Source organism: Thiobaca trueperi, from assembly GCF_004342175.1.
Taxonomy (GTDB): Bacteria; Pseudomonadota; Gammaproteobacteria; order Chromatiales; family Chromatiaceae; genus Thiobaca; species Thiobaca trueperi.
Map to the genome: position 1 here is coordinate 471,403 of NZ_SMAO01000004.1, position 17,389 is coordinate 488,791.

At 64.7% G+C, this 17,389-nt stretch carries 8 protein-coding genes; 6 read left to right on the forward strand and 2 right to left on the reverse strand.

Annotated elements, in window-relative coordinates; genetic code table 11:
• Positions 1-8: 8 nt before the first annotated feature.
• A complete protein-coding gene (locus EDC35_RS10235; protein ID WP_132977137.1) occupies positions 9-482 on the reverse strand; it encodes a CoA-binding protein in 474 nt (157 codons plus the stop codon).
• A 215-nt stretch (positions 483-697) separates the two neighbouring features.
• Here EDC35_RS10235 and EDC35_RS10240 point away from each other — a divergent pair, with 215 nt between their 5' ends.
• Positions 698-2,110 (forward strand): SLC13 family permease, encoded by a 1,413-nt coding sequence (locus EDC35_RS10240; RefSeq protein WP_132977138.1) that lies wholly within the window; start codon positions 698-700, stop codon positions 2,108-2,110.
• Between the two features lie 22 nt (positions 2,111-2,132).
• On the opposite strand, the gene EDC35_RS10245 is transcribed toward EDC35_RS10240, so the two are convergent.
• Complete coding sequence (locus EDC35_RS10245) at positions 2,133-5,645, reverse strand: PAS domain-containing hybrid sensor histidine kinase/response regulator (protein ID WP_165903402.1); 3,513 nt, start codon at positions 5,643-5,645, stop codon at positions 2,133-2,135.
• Between the two features lie 319 nt (positions 5,646-5,964).
• On the opposite strand from EDC35_RS10245, the gene EDC35_RS10250 reads away from it, so the two are divergent.
• The 5 genes from EDC35_RS10250 to EDC35_RS10270 all read left to right on the forward strand — a co-directional run bounded on the left by EDC35_RS10250 (position 5,965) and on the right by EDC35_RS10270 (position 17,361).
• A complete protein-coding gene (locus tag EDC35_RS10250; RefSeq protein WP_132977140.1) occupies positions 5,965-9,771 on the forward strand; it encodes an EAL domain-containing protein in 3,807 nt (1,268 codons plus the stop codon).
• An 18-nt stretch (positions 9,772-9,789) separates the two neighbouring features.
• Positions 9,790-14,082, forward strand: coding sequence for a PAS domain S-box protein (locus EDC35_RS10255; RefSeq protein ID WP_132977141.1), 4,293 nt, complete (start codon positions 9,790-9,792; stop codon positions 14,080-14,082).
• Positions 14,083-14,097: 15 nt separating this feature from the next.
• Positions 14,098-15,594: a sensor histidine kinase gene (locus EDC35_RS10260; protein WP_132977142.1), complete on the forward strand. Its 1,497-nt coding sequence runs from the start codon at positions 14,098-14,100 to the stop codon at positions 15,592-15,594.
• Positions 15,591-16,076: a response regulator gene (locus tag EDC35_RS10265; RefSeq protein ID WP_132977143.1), complete on the forward strand. Its 486-nt coding sequence runs from the start codon at positions 15,591-15,593 to the stop codon at positions 16,074-16,076. The genes EDC35_RS10260 and EDC35_RS10265 overlap by 4 nt, the downstream gene beginning before the upstream one ends.
• A gap of 253 nt (positions 16,077-16,329) precedes the next feature.
• Positions 16,330-17,361, forward strand: coding sequence for an agmatine deiminase family protein (locus EDC35_RS10270; protein WP_132977144.1), 1,032 nt, complete (start codon positions 16,330-16,332; stop codon positions 17,359-17,361).
• The last annotated feature ends 28 nt before the right edge of the window (positions 17,362-17,389 follow it).

Below are 17,389 nucleotides of genomic sequence, written 5' to 3' on the forward strand. Positions count from 1 at the left end.
AACTGCCTTCAGAGTGGACGCTTGGCGGAAATGACGCCGGTATTGACCCCGGCCCAGTGCAGTCCGCCGAACAGACGCGCATGCTCGATCTTGACGCAGCGATCCATGACCGTATCCAGGCCGGCGGCGCGCGCGAGACGGTCGGCTTCGTGGTTCTGCACCCCGATCTGCTGCCAGAGACATCTGGCGCCGATGGCGATGGCCGACTCGGCAATCGGCAGCACATCCGCGCTGCGGCGGAAGACATCGACCATATCGACCGGCTCCGGGATGTCCTCCAGCCGCGCATAACAGCGTTCGCCGAGAATTTCCGGGTAGCGCGGATTGACCGGAATCACCCGATAGCCATGTCCCTGCATGTATTTGGCGGCAAAATAACTCGGGCGATGCCACTCGGCCGACAGCCCGACCACGGCAATCACGCGATGCTTTCTGAGGATCCGGCGCAGGGTGGCGATGTCGTCGCTGGGTGGCTCTGTCATGGGCGACCTTTGGCGTCTCTGTCTCGATTGATCACTTGAAATCATGGGGACGAATCGAGCCCCCGCTCCGAGCCTGTTGCCGGCTCACAATACGACAGATCGAACGGAAATTCACTGCCCGGCGCGGGTCCGGTTGGCAAAATGCCCGCCCTGGCGTGGCGCGATATGCGATCCTTGTCCGAATACCGCTTTCAGCGTCATTCCCGGATCCATCCATGTCGTTTGCCAGTCCCCGCTCGTCGCGTCGCCTTCCCATTCCCACGCCGGTCCAGCGTTGGGGTCTGCTGCTTGGCGTGTTCGCCTTTGTCGCCGCACTGCTGGTCGAGATCCCCGGACTGGAGCCTGCCGGGCAGCGGATGCTGGCCATCTTTCTGCTCGCGATCCTGCTCTGGGTGACTGAGGCGATCCCGCTCTATGCCACGGCGGCGCTGGTGATCCTGCTCGAAGTGCTGATGCTCTCGGATCAGGCGCTGATGGCGACGGCGGGCAAACTGCCACCGGCGGCGAGCTATTTCGCGGCCCTGGCGAATCCGGTCATCATGCTCTTTCTCGGCGGCTTTCTGATCGCCGACGGCGCGCACAAATACGGCCTGGATCGCAGCCTCGCCGCCATCATGCTGCGCCCCTTCGCCGGCAACGCGCGCCGCTCGCTGCTGGGGCTGATGACGATCACTGCGCTGCTGTCGATGTTCGTCTCCAATACCGCGACCACGGCGACCATGTTCGCCGTGGTCATCCCGATCCTCGCCGCGCTGCCGGGCGGGCGGGCGCGTACCGGGGTCGCGCTGGCGATTCCGGTCGCCGCCAACATCGGCGGCATCGGCACCCCGGTCGGCACTCCACCCAATGCCATCGCGCTCGCGGCGCTCCAGGCGCAGGGGCAGGGCGTGTCATTCATCGGCTGGATGGCGCTGGCCGTGCCGCTGATGCTGATCCTGCTGCTGTTCGCCTGGTGGTTTCTGGCCTATCGCTATGTCCCCAAAGATGCATCCCTGGGGCTCGAACTCGACGCCGACTTCGACCGCTCCCCGGCGGCAATCCTCTTTTATGTCATCGCCGGGACGACGATCCTGCTCTGGCTCACCGAACCCCTGCACGGTATTTCGTCCTCCACGGTTGGCTTCATGCCGGTGGTCGCCCTGCTCGCCACGCAGGTCATGGGCGCGGACGATCTCAGACGACTGCAATGGCCGGTGCTCTGGCTGGTCGCCGGGGGGATCGCGCTGGGCACGGGCATCGGTTACAGCGGGCTCGATGTCTGGCTGATCGGTCTGGTGGCCTGGGAGACGCTGCCGCTGGCCCTGTTGCTGCTGTTGCTGGTCGCCATCGCGGTTGGGCTTGCGACCGTCATCTCCCATTCGGCGACGGCGAATCTGCTGGTGCCGCTGGCCCTGAGTCTGGCCGTCGGTCTGCCGATCGACACCACGGCGGTGGGGGTCATGGTCGCGCTGGCCTGTTCGCTGGCGATGGCCCTGCCCATCTCCACCCCGCCCAATGCGCTCGCCTATGCCACCGGCGAGGTGCCGACCTCCGAGATGATCCTGAGCGGCATCGTGATCGGCGGATTCGGCGCGTTGCTGCTGGCCCTTTTGATGCCGACGGTCTGGGGTGCGCTGGGGCTGTTGTGAGCGTCAGGCGATGCCGCGCCGGTCACTGCGGCTGGCGTGCGGGGGCGAGGATGGATTCCAGCCGTTGCAGTCCCTCCCGGATCCTGGCGACGCCAGCATGGATCGCATCGAGCTGCGACGCCGGATCCTCCTCGGATTTGAGCAACTGCTCGACATCGCAGGCCAGTCCCGAGATCTCGGTCAGGCCGAGCGTGGCGGCGCAGCCCTTGAGACTGTGGGCCATGCGTTTTGCCGCGATCCGGTCGCCGGCATCCAGCACCTGCTCGATCTCGGCCATTTGCAGGCTCTGGGCATCGACGAGCTGACGCAGCAGGGTGAGATATTTGAGCGGGTTGCCCCGGAGTCTGGCGAGTCCGGCATCGACATCCATGTCGGGCAGCGTCCGCAGCGCCTGGATGATCTGCGCATTGTCCGGCTCCGGTACTGGTGGCGCGGTCCCTGTCGGGGTGAATTCGCCCTCGCTGCGTGCGGCGGAAGAGAGCCACTGGAGCAGTGCGGCATAGAGCCGGTCGGGCTCGACCGGTTTGATCAGCATGTCATTCATGCCAGCGGCCAGGCAAGCTTGTCGGTCCTCGGCAAAGGCATTCGCGGTCAGGGCGACGATGGGGCGCTCGGCCCACTGGGGCAGGGTGCGGATGATCCGCGTGGCTTCGAGCCCGCCGATCTCCGGCATCTGCATGTCCATCAGGATGAGGTCGAAGGTCTGGTGTCGCGCCCGCTCGACGGCCTCGCGACCGTTCTCGACGACGCAGACATCCATCTCGACGGCGTGGAGCATCTCCAGGACGACCTCGATGTTGATCGGGTTGTCTTCGGCAAGCAGCAAACGTGCGCCCCGATGCCGTGAACGCAGCATGGCTTCGGCTCCGGCGACGGTCTTCGCCGGCGGCGGAATGGGCATGGGGCCGTGTCCGCGCTGGAGCGGGACAATGAACCAGAAGGTGCTGCCGACCCCGGGGGTACTGTCCAGCCCAACCCGTCCGCCCATGAGTTCCGCCAGACGCCTGGTCAGGGCGAGCCCGAGGCCGGTACCGCCAAAGCGGCGTGAGGTTGAGCCGTCGGCCTGCTCGAATGTCTGAAAAAGACGGTTCTGCTGCTCAGGGGTGAGACCGATGCCCGTATCTTCCACCTCGAAGCGCACCATGAGTGCATCACCCTGCTCCTCCAGGAGGATGGAGCGCAGACAGACCCTTCCCTGCTCGGTGAACTTGACGGCGTTGCTGGCAAAGTTGAGCAGCGCCTGACGCAGGCGGGTGACGTCGCCCCGCAGCCACAGGGGCACGCCATCTGCATCCACCTCAAGCGTCAGGCCTTTGCCGATGGCCGAATCCCGGACGATGGAGGCGACGCTGTCGAGTACGGATGACAGGTGAAAGTTGTTGTGTTCCAGATCCATGCGTCCGGCCTCGATCTTCGAGAGATCGAGGATGTCGTTGATGAGCGACAGCAGGTGCCGTCCCGCGATCTCCATCTTGTCGAGCCGCTGCATCTGCGACGGCGAGACCCCTTCCTTCCTGAGCAGGTGATTGAGCCCGAGAATGGCGTTGAGCGGGGTGCGGATCTCGTGCGACATGTTGGCCAGGAATGCGCTCTTGGCCGCGTTCGCCGCCTCGGACGCCTCCTTGGCCTGGAGCAGGGCCGCCTCCGCCTCCTTGCGGTGTGCGATGTCGGACATGAAGGCGATCAGCCGGGGCGCGGCGCACTCGCCGTCGGCATGGTAGTAGATGGTCATTTCGACCGGACGCCGCCGCCCGTCCCTGGTCAGGTGTTCGGTCTCGAACTGGACATGACCGCGTTTCCTGATGTCCTGGACCGTTCGGGCGTAGATCTCCGGGGGGAAATTCGGGTCGATGTCCGAGACGTGCAGACTCAGCAGTTCTTCGAGGCTGTAGCCCAGGAATTCCGCTGAGAAACGGTTGGCATGGATGAAGCGTCCGCTCGCAAAGTCCGCCCAGGTGATGCCGATGCCCACGCTGTCCATCGCAAACTGGGTGTCCTGCAACCGGGTGTGAGCCGCCAGCAGGTCGGCGGTGCGCTGCTGCACGCGCTGTTCAAGCTCGGCGTTGAGCCGTCTGAGCGAATCCTCGGCCTCCTTGCGTGAAGAGACGTCGATGCCGACCCCGACCAGCACCGGCTGACCGCCCATGTTGATCGGTCGGCTGGTGAAATGGAATGGAATGCCCGGCCTGTTTGCGGTTACGACCGTTGCGTCGGCCTCGACCGCTGTCCCGGTTGCGGCAGCGGCGAATGCGGCCTCGATGCGCTCGCCGATCAGTTGCCGGTCATCGCCCACGAAGAAATCGAGCGCATTCCGTCCCGTCAGCGCATCGGGGGCGCAGCCGATGATGCGCTCCAGCGTCCGGTTCCAGTAGAGCAGGTTGCCGTCCCGGTCCAGGGCGTAGCAGATGCCGGGGATCGATTCCATGATGGTCTCGCGGAAGCGGCGTTCCTCGCGCAAGGCGGCCTCGGCCGCTTTGCGGCCTGTGATGTCGTGCCAGATCGCCGTCAGGAGCCGTTGACCACGGATCTGGAGCGGGCGATTGCTGACCCAGGTGTCGCGCGGGCGTCCGTCCTTGTGCCGATGACGCACCTCGAAGCGACTGAGCGTCCCCTCCAGGATGCGCGCCATGATCTGTCTGACGTCCTCTTCCCCGTGGTCGAACTGGAGATCGAACAGGGTCAGATCGGCGAATTCCTGACGGCTGTAGCCGACCAGTTCACAGGCGGCGTCGTTGAACTCCATGAAACGGCAGGTCTCGGGATCGATCAGGACAATGCCGTCCCCGGCCTGACTCACGATGGACGAATAGAGGTCTTCGCGCATTTGCAGCGCATCGAGCGTTTCCCGCTGGCGGGTGATGTCGCGGGCGATGCCGAGCACGCCGATGAGCTTGCCCTGGGCGGTCTTCATCGGCGTCTTGATGGTCTCGAACAGACCGCGATAGCCGTCGCGGGCGAAGGTCAGCCATTCCTCGTTGAGGCTGGGGCCGTCAGCCTGCACCGCCAGACGGTCGTTGTTGCGGAAGAACTCGGCCAGTTCGCGATCCATGAACCGGTAGTCGTCCTGGCCGACGATGTCGGTTTCCTGATGGCCGAAGAACTGCTCGAAGCGCGGATTGCAGGCGATATAGACGCCGTTCGGATCCTTGAGCCAGACCAGATCCGGGATGGTGTCCATCAGGGTGCGCAGCAGACCGCGATTCTCCTCCGCGCGTCTGAACTGCAACCAGACGAGCAGGAGCAGGGTCGTGAGAAAAAACAGTCCGCCGAGAAGGGCATAATCGAGGAGCGTTTTCCGCCATTGCTCCAGGTTGCCGCTGATCTCGCGCAGATTGACATCGATCCGGCCCGCTGCGTCGCCGCTGTCGCGGTCGATGGCCGGCGTCAGGCTCTGCATCTTGAGATGCACCTCGGTTGCCAGGCGGCGCGTGTCCTCCAGGGCCGCACCGACCAGGATCAGGCCGGTGACCAGACTCAGGACGGCTGACAGGGCGATCAGGGTTGTGACGAAGCGGTGCGTGCCGGGGATTCTCATAGCGATGCGGTGATCCAGAGCGTCCGAGATAGATGCCGCGCGCAGCATGAGCGGGCCACAGATCTGGCCGACCCTGGATTTTCGCTGCACTGAGGGTCGGTTATCATACGAAAAAAGCGTGGCCCATTGGATTCGGCGTCGCACTGCACCACTTAGGACCGGCTCAAAAATTAAGTGAAACGGCTCGACGAAAGAACACCGCTGCCACGGTCGTTGTCGTTGTCGTTGTCGTTGTCGATTACGACAACGATCAGATCATGGCTCATGCTTTGGCGCGCATGACCCCTCACATTCCCCTGGCTCGTATGGGCGCGACACCATGGCATCCGGCGACACGATTTACCTGCGACCCGATGGCCGGGCGCTGACCTCCAGACTTCGCGCGATTCTTCTGCCCCTGACCGGCTCCCTGCTCGTGGTGATCGCCATCGGGTCGGTGGATCGCTGGATCGTGGAGCCTGCGTTTGCCCGGTTGCAGCATGCACAGGCCATTGAGGATCTCCAGCGCGCCGCAGGTGCACTCAGGGGCGAGCTGCGTCAGCTTGGCGGCACCCTGGCCGACTGGTCGAATTGGGATGACACCTATCGGTTCGCCGCTGACGGCAATGCGGACTATATCCAGAATAATTTCAGCAACTGGCCGATGCTGGAGAGTGGCACCCGGATCAATCTCTGCCTGGTCCTGTCGGCGCGCGGACAGGTCGTTTACCGGGGCGGGCATGTGGCCGAGCGTGGAGGCGAGCTGATCCCGGAGCAGTTCGCCGGAGACCGGGTTTCCGGCATCGAGTGGCTGCGCCCGGTATGGGCTGAGGGGCGGTCCATCGCGGGTCTGCTTGACACCGAGGCGGGATTCTATTTCGTCTCGGCGGGGTCCATCCTGACCACAGAGGGCACCGGTCCATCCAGGGGCGGACTGCTCATGGCGCGCCGGCTCTCGACCGCGCTCCTGCATGAGCTGGCGGAGCGGGTCCAGGTGGATTTCATGCTCTTCGCTCAGGGCGATTCACGTCTGAGCCCGGCGGAGCAGGGGCTCTGGCAGCGGCTCCAGCCGGGTCAGCCCTGGATCGATCCGGATCGCGCCGACCCTGATTTTGTGTACGATTTGATGACGGATCTTGACGGGCGGCCTGCCTTCCTGCTGCGCGCCCCGATCCGCCAGGATATTTCGCAGGTCGCCCGGCAGACCAGCGACACCCTGATCGGTACGCTTGGCTTGAGCGCGATCACACTGTTTCTCCTGATCGCCTGGATTAACCGGCGCAATCCTTACGGCGCTTCAGGCGCCAGCGTGGCCCATGCCTGGGCCGGGGCGACGCTGGTGGTCGTGATCGGTCTGGCCCTGACCCTTGGGATCTTCTCTGAGCTGCAACGTCTCTCCTCGCATCCGTTTGACGCCGCATGGATCCTGGTTGCCGGCTCTCTCGTGACCGGTTTGTGCGCCCTCTATCTCTATTCGCTGCTGGCGCAGCAGATCCGTGCCGAGGCATTGATCGCGAGCCGCACCGCCGAGCTTGCGGAACGCGAGTCGCGCTTGCGCGGCATCGTCAGCCATGCACCGATCGCCATTGGTGTCTTCGAACTCCAGTCAGATGACGCCCTGATCCTGATCGAAGCCAATGCGGCGGTCGATCACATTCTGCAACGTCCGTGCAGCCAGCGGCTCGGGATCTCACTGGAGGAGCTGCTGCCTGCGGTCACGGCGACCGAGCGGCCGCGAATCTACCGCCAACTGGCCCGGCATGGGGGTACGCATCACTGGGAGGCGGTCGCCTACCGCGACGAGATCGTCTCCAGGGACTACGAGATCACGGCCTTTCAGAGTGCGCCCAACACCGTGACCGCGATGCTGACCGACATCACCGAGCGTCGCCAGGCCCAGCGCACACTGGAACAGCGCGACCGCCTGCTGCAGGCGACCGCAGCGGCGCTGGCCGAGCTGCTGTCTGACCCGGCATTCGATTGCGCCATCCAGTCCGCCCTGGAGATCCTGGGGCGTGCGGTGGGGGCTGATCGGGCCTATGTCTTTCAGAATCGTCAGCATGCCCGGACGGGGCGGCGTCAGGCAGAGTGGCTGAACGCCTGGCGCGCCCCGCCGCTTGACTCTTCCCCGCCAGATCCGTCGCTGCGCGTCCTGGACTATGAGCCGGTCTTTGCCGGCTGGTGGGAGCGCCTGTCGGCGGGTCACTCGATTGCCGGGAGTCTCGGTGAGCTGCCAGCTCCGGTGGTGGCATTCCTTGCCCCGCAGGGGATCAACTCGCTGCTGATCCTGCCGATTCTCGTCCAGGGCCAGTTCTGGGGTGTCATCGGGTTCGCTGACTGCGGCATCGGTCGCGCCTGGACGACGGCCGAAGACAGCGTCCTGCGCGCCGTCGCGTCCGCACTCGGCAGTACCTATATCCGCCACCAGGCCGAATCGCGTCAGCGTCTGGCCTCGGCGGTCTTCGAGTCAGTCAGCGAATCGCTCATCGTCACCGACGCCGAACGGCGGATTGTCGCGGTCAACCGGGCCTTCACCGAGATCACCGGGTACGAAGAGGCCGAAGTGCTGGGTCTTGACCCACGGCTTCTGAAATCCGGGCATCACCCGGACAGCTTCTACAAAGCGGTCTGGGACTGTCTGGCCAGTCAGGGCCGCTGGCAGGGCGAGTTCATCAACCGCTGTAAAGACGGCGGGTTGTCGGTGGTTCTGTCAACCCTCACCGAGGTCCGCGATGAGTCCGGGAAACTGACTCACTATGTCGGCACCGCCAATGACATCACATCCCAGAAGGAGGCCGAGCAGCGGATCGAACATCTTGCCTATTTTGACCCGCTGACCGATCTCCCCAACCGCGCGCTTCTGACTCAACGCGCCGAACAGGCGCTGTCGCTGGCGACACGCAACCGCCGCTCCGTGGCCCTGCTGTTCATGGATCTCGACGCCTTCAAGGATGTGAACGATTCGCTCGGTCACAGCGCGGGGGATCAGCTCCTGATACAGGCGACCAGGCGTCTGGCGGCCTTTGTCCGCGAATCCGACACCCTGTGCCGTCTCGGCGGCGATGAGTTCGTCCTGCTGCTGCCGGAGACCGAGCAAACGGGCGCGGAAGAGGTCGCCCACAAGGTGCTCAGAGCGTTCAGGGCGCCTTTTCTGCTTGCGCCGCATGAGTTGTCAGTCACCCTGTCAATCGGGATCGCCCTCGCGCCTCAGGACGCCACGACCATCGGTGATCTGCTGAAAAATGCGGACACGGCCCTCTATCAGGCGAAAGGCGGCGGACGCAATACGGTCGTCTTCTTCAATCAGGACATGAATCGCGCCGCCGTCGAGCGACTCACACTGAGCGGTGAGCTGCGCGTGGCGCTGGCTGCCGGTCAGTTGCGCGCCCATTATCAACCCAAGGTGAATCTGGCCGACGGTCGCCTGCTGGGGGCCGAGGCGCTGGTGCGCTGGGAGCATCCCAGCCGGGGGCTGCTGCCGCCGGGCGCCTTCATCCCGGTGGCGGAATCCAGTCATCTGATCGTCGAGATCGGTGACTGGATGCTGTCCGAGGTCTGTCGCCAGTTGGTCGCCTGGCGTCAGGCCGGCTATCCGCCCGTGCCGGTGGCGGTGAATCTTGCGGCGAAACACTTCCGCAGTCCCAACCTGACGCAGCAGATCGCGGATCTCCTGGCGACACACGACCTGCCGGCCCAATGGCTCGCGCTTGAACTAACCGAATCGACACTCCTGGATTCCGAAGCGACGACCATGGAAACCCTGACGTCATTGCAGACGCTCGGCATCCGACTGGCGATTGACGATTTCGGCACCGGCTATTCCAGTCTCAGCTATCTGCGCGATCTCCCCATCGATGCACTCAAGATCGACCGTCGCTTTGTTCAGGAACTGGAGAGTCGCGCGGATGATCGCGTCTTTGTCTCGACCATCATCGCGCTCGGCCATGCACTCGGACTCGCGGTCATCGCCGAAGGGGTGGAAACCGAGGAGCAGCGCGCGATTCTCCGCGAACAGGGCTGCGATCAGGCCCAGGGTTTCTTCTTCGCGCGCCCCCTGTGCCCGGAACGATTTGCGCATGACTGGCTGGTCGATTCCGGCATGACCGAGACTCATGCTGTCCGCACCGAAGCCAGCGGACTCAAATGACCATTACTGGACGCAACCATGGCTTCCTCAGAAGACAGTGATTTGACAGACCCCGACAGCCGCCAGGCAAAGATTCATGCGCGTGCGCGTGCGGTACTCAGTCGCGGGGACTTCGACTGGGCGGAAAAAAATCTGATCGAAGGCGAGGTGGATTTCGCCGAGCTGATCGAGAATCTGCGGATCTACCACGCCGAACTGGAGCTGCAGAACGCCGAACTGCGGGCGACCCAGGTCAGCGCCGAGCGTCTGGCGACCCGTTACAGCTCGCTCTTTTACGGCATCCCGCTGGCGATTCTGATCGTCGATCGCAATGGTCTGATCCTGGATGCCAATCAGGAGGCGGCGCGGCTGTTCGGTCTGCGCAATCACCATTTGCGCAGCCATTATCTGCCCCGTCTGGTGGCGCGGGCGGCAGACGGCTGTCTCAACGAGGCGTTGCGGCTGGCCGCGATGTCCGGCACCGCCCATACCAGACTGGACTTTCTCACCGCCAGTGGCGAGGGCTTCGCGGGCGAGATGCATGTCGCCCGTCTCCCGGCGGAGGACGAAGGCGACAGCCAGCTCATCTGCGCGATCATGGATCTGAGCGAAGGTCTGCGGCAGGAGGCGGACATTCGCGCCGCCTACGCCCGCTTGCGTGAGAGCGAGACCCGCTATCGCATCCTTGCCGACCATTCGGCGGACTGGGACTTCTGGATGACCCCGGACGGGCGATATGGCTATGTCTCGCCTGTCTGCGAGTCCATCTGCGGCCATGGACCGGACGCCTTTCTCGCCGATCCCGAACTCATGGATCGTTTGATTCATCCCGAGGATCTGCCGCGCTGGCAGGCGCACCGATCCCTGGATCAGGATGCCGGCGGCGCTGAGTGTGCGACGCAGGGGTTCACGCTGGAGCTGCGTCTCTGTCGCGCCGATGGCGAGGTGCGCTGGATCGAGCATCAGTGTCGTGCCATCCGCGATGCGGATGGCACCGATCTGGGCTGGCGCGGCGTCAACCGCGACATCAGCGACCGCAAGGCGCAGCAGCGCGCCCTGCAGGAACGCGAGGAGATCTACAGCGCCATCGTCAACCAGACGACGGAAGGCATCGTGCTGATCGACGCCGAGACCCGGCGCTTCATCGAGTTTAACGACGCCGCCTGTCAGGGACTCGGCTATACGCGCGAGGAGTTTGCACGGCTGACCCTTGAACGCATTCAGGGCGTCTGGGGAGCGGATCGGGTGGCGGAGCAGACGCGCACGCTGATTGAGCAGGGCGGGGGCGTCTTCGAGGTGATTCATTGCACCAAAGCGGGCGAGATCCGTCACATGCGCGTCGCGAATCGCGTCCTTGAGATCCGCAACCGTCGCTATTTCGCGGCCATCTGGTACGACATCACCGAGCAACGGCAAACCGAAAGGATCTTCCAGGAAACCATGCTGTTTCTCCGGGAGAGCCAGTCCATCGCCCGACTGGGGGGCTGGAAAGCCAATCCCGTCACCGGCGCCTTGATGTGGACCGAGGCGATCTACCACCTGCTCGGACATCCCCTGGATCAACCGCCAGATACGCTGGAGGAGGGGCTGAAATACTACGCGCCCGAATACCTGCCGCTGATCCGTCGCAAGCTTCAGGAGTCATGGGAGGCCAATACGCCCTTCACCATCGAATGCGAGATCATTCCCGCCTCGGGCCGGCGCTTCTGGGCGGAACTGCGCTGTGTCGGACGGGTGGAGGACGCCGGAGAGTCTTATCTGACAGGCACCTTCCAGGACATCAGTGAGCGCCGGGCGGCTGAAGCGGCGCTGCGCGAGAGCGAGGCCCGCTATCGGGCGATGGTCGAGAGTCAGGACGACGCCGTTTGCCGCTGGCTGCCCGACAGCACCCTGACCTTCGTCAACAGCGCCTACCGCGCGCTGTTCGCCGCCAGTGGCGAGAACCTGATCGGGCGCCGCTGGTTTGACTTCATCCCCGAGGCCGAACGGGAAGCCGTGATCGCGAGTTACCGCAAACTCGCCGCCCAGCCGCAGACGCTGCGGTACGACCATCCTTCCACCGCCCGCGATGGCACGATCCGGTGGTTGCAATGGGTGGATGTACCCTTGCTGGATGCTCAGGGCCAGTGTGTGGAATTTCAGTCGGTGGGCCGGGATGTCACCGAATCCAAACGGATTGCCGCCGAGCTGGAGCAGCATCGCGATCGCCTGGAGGAGCTGGTCGCCGCGCGCACGGCCGACCTGGAGACCGCAAACCGCCAGCTTCTGATCAGCGACCTGCGGCTCAAGGCGATGTTCGAGATGAGCCAGCAGGCCGACACCATGGATGAAGGCGCCCTCCTGCAGCGCGGCATCGACGAGGCGGTGCGCCTGACCGGGAGCGAGATCGGTTATCTGCACTTCGTCAACGACGACCAGGATAGCCTCCAGTTCTCCACCTGGTCGAGCGGGACGCTCAGTCAGTGCAGCGCCGTCCATGACAACCATTATCCGATCTCCGCCGCCGGCGTCTGGGCGGACGCGGCGCGGTTGCGCCGCCCGGTCGTCCACAACGATTATCAGGGACTGTCCGTGCGCCGCCATTATCCGGCGGGCCATGTCCATCTGATCCGTCATCTGGGGGCGCCGGTCGTCGAAGGCGATCAGATCCGGGCATTGATCGGGGTCGGCAACAAACCGACCCCTTACGACGCGTCCGACGAGCATGAGCTTCAGCTCATCGCCGATGACCTCTGGCGCATCGTCATGCGCCGTCGCGCCGAGGCCGCGTTAGCCGCCGCCAAGGCGGCGGCGGAGCAGGCCAACCGCGCCAAAAGCACCTTTCTCGCCAATATGAGTCACGAGATCCGCACCCCGATGAATGCGATTCTGGGTCTGACCTATCTGCTCCAGCAGAAGGAGTCCGATCCAGGTCGCCGGGAACGGCTTGGCAAGATCGCCGACGCCTCCCAGCATCTGCTCCAGCTCATCAACGACATCCTGGATATCGCCAAGATCGAGGAGCAGAAGCTGGTCCTGGAAGAGATCGATCTCGATCTGCCCGCCCTGCTGCGGGGCGTCTGCACCCTGATCGGCGAGCGGGTTCAGGAAAAGGGGCTGGAGCTGGTGGTGGATCTCGATCCGGCACTGAAAGCGGGGCCGGGGCTGCGCGGCGACCCGACCCGTCTGACCCAGATCCTGCTGAACTTTCTCGGCAATGCGATCAAGTTCACCGAGCAGGGCATGATCCGGCTTCAGGTGCGCCTGGAAGAGGATGGCGCGGTGCAGCAGCGCTTCCGTTTCGAGATCCGGGACACCGGTGTCGGCATCGCGCCCGAGCACCTGAATCGCCTCTTCCAGTCCTTCGAACAGGCCGACAGCTCCATCACGCGCCGCTATGGCGGCACCGGGCTGGGACTCGCCATCAACCGCCAGCTCATTGCCCTCATGGGTGGGGAGGTCGGGGTCGAGAGCCGGCTCGGGGCGGGCAGCACCTTCTGGTTCACCCTCTGTCTCGGCAAAAGCGCCGCACCCGCTCCGGGTCAGGTGTTCGCGGATACCGCGCAGCCTGCACCGGCGGCGTTCGAGTCCAACGCCGAGCGTGTCCTGTCGCAGCGTTACTGTGGCGCCCGCGTGCTGCTGGCTGAAGACGATGTCATCAACCAGGAGGTGAGCAAAGGTCTTCTGGACGCCGTCGGACTGGTGGTGGACATCGCCAACGACGGCCTGGAGGCACTGGCGCTGGCGCGGAACCATGATTATGACCTGATCCTCATGGACATGCAGATGCCAGGGATGGACGGGCTGGCGGCGACCCGCGCCATTCGCGCCCTTTCCGACCATGACAGGGTGCCCATTCTTGCCATGACGGCCAACGCCTTCGGGGAAGACCGTGATCGCTGTCTGGCCGCCGGGATGAACGACTTCATCAGCAAGCCCGTCGATCCGCAAGCCCTCTACGGGATACTGCTGGGCTGGCTGTCCCAGGCGCCGGCCGTTGCTGCGGCAGGCGGTATCCCGACGCCGGACCTCGACCTGGATCAGGGACGGCATCTCTTCCGCAATGACGCGGTCTATGCGCGCATCCTGGGACATTTCACCGAGGTTCATGGTCTGGCAGGACGGGAGATGGCCGAACGCATGGCGGCTGGAGACCGTTCCGGGGCCGCCGCGCTGGCTCACCGGCTCAAGGGGGCCGCCAGCTCGCTGGCCCTGACGGAAATTGCACGAATTGCCACCGCGATCAACCAGTCCATCACAGAGGGGCGTGCGCCGAATCCCGCTCCGGAGGTGCTGCAAAAGGCGCTGGACAGGGCCGCCCTGGCCATCTCCCGCTTGACGAAGAAGAGCTGAGAACACACCACATCCATGATATCTGATCCCTTCCATCCACCCCGCCCGCTCGCATCACCTGCAAGCGATCTGCTGCGTCTGCTCGAACGCGATGCGCAGTCGATCACCGCTCAGTTTCTGGCCGGGATCGAGCGTGCGCTGGGGCCCTGCCCACGGCTGCAACTGCCGGCTGGAACCCGGCTGATCGAGGAGGGTGTCGAGGTCAAGGCGCTCTTTCTGGTGCTGCGCGGGCGGATCGCGCTCGAACAGGCGACGGCTGACGGTGATTTGCAGCTCCATCACAGTTCGACCGGATCCCTGGTCGGTCTGCTGTCGCTGTTCCAGCAGCAGGAGGCGTTCTTCACCGCCCGTGCGACCACTGAGATTGAGGCCGTCCAGATCTCCTTTGCGCAGCTTGATCAGGCGCTGGTGATCGATCCCTCGCTCGGCACGGCGCTGGCGGCGCTTTCCAGCCGCGCGCTCGCCCGGCGGCTGCGGCGCGCCGATCAGCTCCAGGTCGAGAAGATCCAGCTCAACCGCTCGCTGGAGCAGGAGCGGCAGCGTCTGGCCGAGGCGCTGCATCAGCTCGAAGCGGCGCGGGTGGAACTGGTTGAGCAGGCGCGTTTCGCCACGCTTGGCGAGCTGGCGGCCGGTATCGCGCACGATCTGAACAACCCGGTGACGGCCATGATGCGTGCGGTCAGTTTCATCGGCGAGGATCTGGAGCGGTTGCTCAGGAGCCATCCGCGCGGCCCCGTCGCGGGCGCGGCCCTGACCGCCGAGCGCGAGCGTCCGCCGCGCAGCACCTCGGAAGAGCGTGCGGTACGGCGCGTGCTGGAAGGCGTGCTTGAGGATTCCGCCCTGGCGCAGCGTCTGGTCCGGGCGGGGATCGAAGACCCTGAGCGCGCACGCGAACTGGCGCGCGACCCCGAGAGCCTCGATCTGATCGAATCCGCCGCCGGTCTTGGCACGTCACTGCGCAACATCGAGGTCGCCGCGCGGCGCATGTGCGAGCTGGTGGAGAGTCTGCGCGCCTACAGCCGTCCGAAAGGCGAGCCGGTCGCGGATGTGGATCTGCATGTCGGTCTGGAGGATACGCTGCGTCTGATGGGACACCGGTTGCGCGAGGTGCAGATCGAGCGTCACTATGGGCACCTGCCGCGCATCCGCTGTCATCCGGGCGAGCTGGGCCAGCTCTGGACGAATCTATTGAGCAATGCGCTGGAGGCGCTGCCGGTCGAGGGGCGCATCGAGCTGACCACGGATGCGCCGGACGCGCAGCATGTTCGGGTGTGCATCCAGGACAATGGACGCGGCATCGATCCGGCTATCCTGCCGCGCGTCTTCGAGCCGCGTTTCACCACCAAAGCGGGTTCGATTCGCTACGGGCTCGGGCTCGGGCTCGCCATCGCACGGCGGATCATCGACAGCCACGGCGGAACCATTGGTCTGGTCTCCGCGCCGGGCCGCACCCGGGTCACCGTCACCCTGCCCGTCAACGGGCCATTAGCTGATGAGGAATTCACGATATGAAACTGGCGCTCCTGATTCTGGAGGACGAAAGTCCGGTTCGCGAGGCGATTGAGCGCGATCTGGCGACCTTTGCCCGCCTGATCCGCGTTGAATCGGCCGAGGATGTGCCGACCGCGCTGGAGGTCATCGACGAGATCGCCGCCGACGGCGACCGGCTGGCGCTGGTGCTGGCCGATCATCGTCTGCCGGGAATCAGCGGGATCGACTTTCTGATCATGCTGAAGAGCGATCCCCGCGCCATCGGCACCCGCAAGGCGCTGGTGACGGGGCAGGCCGATCAGGACGACACCATCCGCGCCATCAACGAGGCCGGACTCGACCGCTATGTCTCCAAGCCCTGGGCGCCGGAGAATCTGCGCGCCCTGGTCCGCATGCTGCTGACCGACTATGTGATCGACAACCGGCTTGATCCGCTGCCGATTCTTCCCGCCCTGGATGCCGGACGGGCGCTGGCGCTGCTGCATGACTATGGCGATCAATGACCCATATCCGCAGGTCTGCAACGGAATCCTTCGCGCCGCACATGGGTTAAGATTGGCGACCCTGTCGTAATCCTTGCCGTTGTCGTTGTCGTAATCCTTGCCGTAATCGTCATCGAAGATTCGCAAGCCGACGATTACGACAACGACAACGACAGACAGCGAACGGAATCGGGATTCCAGGGTGCTGCGCCAGATCGCTCCACCCCACCGCCATTGCATACCGCGCCGGGCGCGGTTTAACGAGATTCATGCCATGCGCCGTTTACCTGCCGAATGGGAGCCCCAGAGCGGGGTCATGCTGACCTGGCCTCATGCCGACACCGACTGGGCGGAGCGGCTGACCGAGATCGAATCGCTCTATGCCGATCTGACGGCCCTGATCACCCGCTTCGAACCGGTCCTCATCGTCTGTCACGATGGCGATCAGGCCGAACGGGTGCGCGGACTGGCCCGACAGGCCGGCGCCGATGAATCGCGGCTGCGTCTCGCCAGCGCCCCGAGCAACGATACCTGGGCGCGCGATCATGGCCCCATCAGTCTCATGACCGAGGCCGGCCCGCTGCTGCTGGACTTCCGCTTCAACGGCTGGGGCGGCAAGTTCCAGGCCGATCTGGATACGGCCATTACCGCGCATCTGGCGGCGGATGGCGTTTTTGGCGACTGTCCGGTCGAGTCGTGCGACCTGGTTCTCGAAGGCGGCGCCATCGAGACCGATGGCTGGGGGACGCTGCTTGCGGTCACGCGCACCCTGGTGGATCCGCTGCGCAATCCGGGCCGCTCGCGCGATGAGATCGAACGCGAACTGCGCCGCCGGCTCGGGATCGAGCATTTCCTTTGGCTGGAACATGGCGCCATCACTGGCGATGACACCGATGGGCACATTGATACGCTGGCGCGCTTCTGCGACCCGCAAACCATCTGCTATGCCCGTTGTGACGATCCAGCCGACGCGGATTATGCCGCGCTGCGGGCGATGGAAGAGGAATTGAAGGTGCTGCGCGATCCCGACGGTCAGCCCTATCGCCTGGTGCCGCTCCCGTCTCCCGCCCCGATCCTGGACGATGAGGGCGCGCGTCTGCCGGCCGGTTATGCGAATTTTCTCATCCTCAACGAGGCGGTCCTGCTCCCGGTCTATGGCGATCCCGCCGATGCCGAGGCGGCATCCATACTGGGCGACTGTTTCCCCGCTCGCACCATCCTCCCGCTCGACTGCCGACCGCTCATTCGTCAGGGCGGCAGTCTGCACTGCATCAGCATGCAACTGCCTGCCGGCGTCCTGGCTTAAGGCGATTGCACGGTCACAGAACGCTTTC

Excerpts from the sequence above, each read along its gene's own strand:
- EDC35_RS10250 (WP_132977140.1), top strand. The coding sequence starts at position 5,965 with ATGGCATCCGGCGACACGATTTACCTGCGACCCGATGGCCGGGCGCTG.
- EDC35_RS10240 (WP_132977138.1), top strand. The coding sequence starts at position 698 with ATGTCGTTTGCCAGTCCCCGCTCGTCGCGTCGCCTTCCCATTCCCACG.
- EDC35_RS10270 (WP_132977144.1), top strand. The coding sequence starts at position 16,330 with ATGCGCCGTTTACCTGCCGAATGGGAGCCCCAGAGCGGGGTCATGCTG.
- EDC35_RS10245 (WP_165903402.1), bottom strand. The coding sequence starts at position 5,645 with ATGAGAATCCCCGGCACGCACCGCTTCGTCACAACCCTGATCGCCCTG.
- EDC35_RS10255 (WP_132977141.1), top strand. The coding sequence starts at position 9,790 with ATGGCTTCCTCAGAAGACAGTGATTTGACAGACCCCGACAGCCGCCAG.
- EDC35_RS10260 (WP_132977142.1), top strand. The coding sequence starts at position 14,098 with ATGATATCTGATCCCTTCCATCCACCCCGCCCGCTCGCATCACCTGCA.
- EDC35_RS10235 (WP_132977137.1), bottom strand. The coding sequence starts at position 482 with ATGACAGAGCCACCCAGCGACGACATCGCCACCCTGCGCCGGATCCTC.
- EDC35_RS10265 (WP_132977143.1), top strand. The coding sequence starts at position 15,591 with ATGAAACTGGCGCTCCTGATTCTGGAGGACGAAAGTCCGGTTCGCGAG.